Annotated in this window: 3 protein-coding genes and 3 rRNA genes; all 6 read left to right on the forward strand. The window is 33.3% G+C overall.

Annotated elements, in window-relative coordinates; all coding sequences use genetic code 11:
* Positions 1 to 110, forward strand: a 23S ribosomal RNA gene (locus tag BM319_RS24210); the annotation flags it as partial.
* A 57-nt stretch (positions 111 to 167) separates the two neighbouring features.
* Positions 168 to 283: ribosomal RNA gene (rrf, locus tag BM319_RS24215) — 5S ribosomal RNA — on the forward strand.
* Between the two features lie 156 nt (positions 284 to 439).
* Positions 440 to 2,194, forward strand: a complete 1,755-nt coding sequence (locus tag BM319_RS24220; protein WP_091024999.1) for an ABC transporter ATP-binding protein — start codon at positions 440 to 442, stop codon at positions 2,192 to 2,194.
* A 24-nt stretch (positions 2,195 to 2,218) separates the two neighbouring features.
* Positions 2,219 to 2,893, forward strand: coding sequence for a response regulator (locus BM319_RS24225; RefSeq protein ID WP_091025001.1), 675 nt, complete (start codon positions 2,219 to 2,221; stop codon positions 2,891 to 2,893).
* A complete protein-coding gene (locus BM319_RS24230; protein WP_069034022.1) occupies positions 2,890 to 3,957 on the forward strand; it encodes a HAMP domain-containing sensor histidine kinase in 1,068 nt (355 codons plus the stop codon). Before BM319_RS24225 ends, BM319_RS24230 begins: the two co-directional genes overlap by 4 nt.
* Before the next feature lie 316 nt (positions 3,958 to 4,273).
* A 16S ribosomal RNA gene (locus BM319_RS24235) occupies positions 4,274 to 4,483 on the forward strand; the annotation flags it as partial.

Raw genomic sequence — 4,483 nt, forward strand, 5'->3', positions numbered from 1 at the left:
TAGCGTTAAGCTAGTAAGACCCCTGAGAGACGATCAGGTTGATAGGTCAGAGGTGGAAGCGTGGTGACACGTGGAGCTGACTGATACTAATCGGTCGAGGACTTAACTAACAAGTTTGATAATGACATTATCTAGTTTTGAGGGTACGAAGTACAACTCAATACAAATCAGGTGATTATTGCGAAGAGGTCACACCCGTTCCCATACCGAACACGGCAGTTAAGCTCTTCAGCGTCGATGGTAGTTGGGGGTTTCCCCCTGTGAGAGTAGAACGTCGCCTGGTAACGAAAAACATCAGCTATTAGGCTGATGTTTTTTTGCGTTATAAAAAATAATATTTAAGAGTAAAAAATAATTTAGTTCATTCTTTATTCATATTTTAGTTGTAAATTTTAAAGGGAATGTAGATAAAAAAATAGTAAGTGTAAGGAGTAAAGATATGAAAGAAGAAACTAATTTAAATAAAAAAAGTGATTGGAGAAATTTTATCTCTTTATTAAAAAATGCAAATCCTCCTAAATGGTTGTTTGCAATAGGCGTACTATTAAGTGTAGCCACTACTTTAGTGGGGTTACTATTACCTTTGCTAACAAAGAAATTTGTAGATGGTTTTTCGTTAGCATCCTTAAGTGCGGGACAAATAGTGGTTTTTGTTGCAGTACTAATAATACAGGCTATTTCATCAGCAGCTTCTATTTATCTGCTTAGCCGAGTAGGAAATACAGTTGTTGCCAATGTAAGACACCGATTGTGGAAGAAAATGATTGTTCTTCCAATATCTTATTTTGATGAGACTCAGACTGGAGATAATGTAAGTCGAGTTACAAATGATACAGCAATTTTAAAGGGGTTAATAACAGAACACATAACAAACTTTTTAACAGGAATCATTTCTATTGTCGGATCTTTTATATTACTTCTAGTATTAGATTGGAAAATGACATTGGTAACTTTTAGCATTATACCTGTCATTGCACTAATATTTATCCCTATTGGAAAACAAATGTCAAAATTATCAAAAGCAACCCAAGATGAGACAGCAAAATTCACATCGTTAATAAGCCAAGTTTTTTCGGAAATTAGATTAGTGAAAGTTTCGAACGCGGAAACCTCTGAAATTACTAATGGAAACAAGGGAATTAATAATTTATTATCTTTCGGTATTAAGGAAGGAAAGCTACACTCTTTCATTGGACCAATTGTTTCCTTTGTATTAATGCTTATTTTAGTAGTCATTATTGGATATGGCGGGGTCAGGGTCTCATCGGGTGCAATAACTGCAGGGGCGTTAGTAGCTTATATCCTTTATTTATTCCAAATTATCTTCCCAATAACCCAAATTACACATTTCTTTACTGAACTTCAAAAAACAAAAGGTGCTACTGAAAGAATGATCAGTATATTAGAACTAGAAGAAGAAGATTATCAAACTGGAAAAGATGAAGTTGATATGAATTTACCGATTAAGATTAATAAGTTGCATTTTGCATATAAGGAAGAAGAGATGTTAACAAATCTTAATTTTGTGATCCCTCCTGGTAAGGTAACAGCTATTGTAGGACCAAGTGGAAGCGGAAAGACAACTTTATTTTCACTCATTGAACGTTTCTATCCTCCAAATAATGGGGAAATAAAAATTGGAGATAATCCAATAAATAGTTTTAATTTAGAGAGTTGGAGAAAACAAATAGGTTATGTTGCACAAGAAAGTCCGCTAATTGCCGGTACAATTAGAGATAATATTTGCTATGGAATTAAAAGAGAGATATCTGATAAAGAATTGGCTTATGTATCGGGTATGGCATATGTAGATCAATTTGTTAATGACTTACCTGAAGGTTTTAATACAGAGGTTGGAGAAAGAGGTATAAAACTATCTGGTGGACAAAGACAACGAATAGGTATTGCGAGAGCTTTACTAAGAAACCCTAAATTATTAATGTTGGATGAGGCAACTTCAAACCTTGATAGTAGGTCTGAATTAGTTGTACAAAATGCACTTTCTAATTTAATGAAAGGGAGAACTACTTTAATTATTGCCCATCGTCTTTCCACAGTTATAGATGCGGAGCAAATTGTATTTTTAGATAAAGGGAAAATAACTGGTATAGGGACACATGATGAATTATATAGTAACCATTTGATGTATAGAGAATTTGCAGATCAACAATTGAGAGTAAATAGTGCAGTGTAATTAAACTTTAGGGAAGGTGTTTTTATGGCTAGTATTTTAATCGTAGACGATGATCCACATATTCGGAAACTATTAAATGTTTTACTTCGGGATGAGGGCTTTACTGTTTTTGAGGCTACAAATGGTATTGAAGCAATTAGTGTTTTTGATGATAACAGAATAGATATGTTAATTATAGACTTAATGATGCCTAAAATGGATGGATTTGAGCTTTGTAGAGAAATACGCAACAATTATGATCTTCCTATAATTATGTTAACTGCAAAAGGTGAAACTGAACAGAAGGTTAGGGGGTTTAAATTAGGGACCGACGACTATATCGTAAAACCGTTCGAACCAGTCGAATTAGTTGTTCGAGTAAAAGCTTTGTTAAGAAGATCAAAAATATCTTCGTCTAAAATTGTTCAAATAGGAAGGTTAATAATAGACCACAGAAATTACAAAGTTCTAAATGACAATGAGGTAATCAATATGCCATTGAAAGAATTAGAGCTTTTATTTACTTTAGCAAGCTCTTTAGGTAGAACATATTCCAGGGAACAATTAATTGAAAACATTTGGGGATTCGATTATGCAGGGGATGAAAGAACTGTGGATGTTCATATAAAGCGATTGAGGGAAAGATTTCCCGAGAAAGAATTTGGTTTTAAAATTTCTACTGTGTGGGGATTAGGGTATCGAATGGAGTTATTGAAATGAAAGTATTAAAAAAAATTAGAGATGTTATAGGAGCTATATTATTATTAACGACTGCAATAATGATTGGAAGCCTAATTGTTCACTATTCTACTATTTACTTCTATGAAAATCATTTCACTAGTCTATCAGACTTAACGATACAAATCATAAATACTTTTTTAACTTTTCTATTACTAATGCTCGGAGGAGCTATATTTGGTAGAATGTTTCATCATCCAAAGCAAATGAAAATGGTAAAAGAAATAATGCAGGCAATTAGAAGTATTTCAAGAGGAGAGTTTAACGTATCAGTGGATCTTGAAAAATTCAGGAATGCATTTGGTGGTGAAATAGGACAGATAATAGATAGCTTTAACCATATGGCAAAAAATTTAGATCAAATGGAAAACATGCGACAAGAATTTATTTCAAACGTCTCACATGAAATTCAATCGCCATTAACATCGATTAAAGGTTTTGCTAAAGTATTACAAAATGAAAGTTTACCATTAGAAGAGCGAAAGCAATATTTAAATATAATCGAGTATGAAAGTACAAGATTATCCAAGCTTAGCGATAACCTACTAAAGCTAACTTCACTTGAATCACAAAACCAGCCAATAGAAAAGAACAGTTTCTCATTAAATAGCCAACTTATGTACTCATTGTTAAGCTGCGAACCTCAAATAGTAGAAAAAAATATTAATATGCATGTTGACCTTGGTAAAATTGACTTTATTGGAGACGAGGCTCTCTTGAATCAGGTTTGGATGAATTTAATAACAAACAGTATAAAGTTTACTTCTAACAATGGTGATATATTTATATCTGCTATACAAGATAATGACAAGGTAGTTATACAAATTCAAGATACTGGAATTGGTATTTCGGAAGAAGATCAAGTGCATGTATTTGAAAGGTTTTATAAAGCAGATAAATCAAGAGATAGAACAACCGGCGGAAATGGATTGGGTTTATCAATTGTAAAGAAAATTGTTGATATGCATAACGGAATAGTATATGTAAAAAGTGAGATCGGTAAAGGGTCACTTTTTGTAGTAGAGTTACCTGTAACAGCGGGGTAATTGTTTTTCATTATAGTAAGTAGCGTTTAGTAAAGTTAACTAGATTTTTTGCTATAATGAGAAACATTATCTTTTTTATATAAAGTTATTGCAATCATAAAAGAATCGTGGTATATTATTAAACGTTGTCACATTGAACCAATAAATGAGGCAAGAAAATAATATAAAAAAGTTGTTGACTAAACAAACTTTAATATGTTATTATTATATAAGTCGCTAAGAGATGAAGCGGCGAAGTGAACTTTGAAAACTAAACAAAACATGAAGTAAACGTCAATTATTAGTTTTTTGAGCAATACAAGATTTAAACTTAACTTTTATGGAGAGTTTGATCCTGGCTCAGGACGAACGCTGGCGGCGTGCCTAATACATGCAAGTCGAGCGGACTAATGGGAGCTTGCTCCCGTTAGTTAGCGGCGGACGGGTGAGTAACACGTGGGCAACCTACCTGTAAGACTGGGATAACTTCGGGAAACCGGAGCTAATACCGGATGACATAAAGGAACTCCTGTTCCTTTATTGAAAG

Origin of the sequence: Bacillus sp. UNCCL81 (assembly GCF_900112535.1) — a bacterium.
In the GTDB taxonomy this organism is placed as follows: Bacteria; Bacillota; Bacilli; order Bacillales; family Bacillaceae_G; genus Gottfriedia; species Gottfriedia luciferensis_B.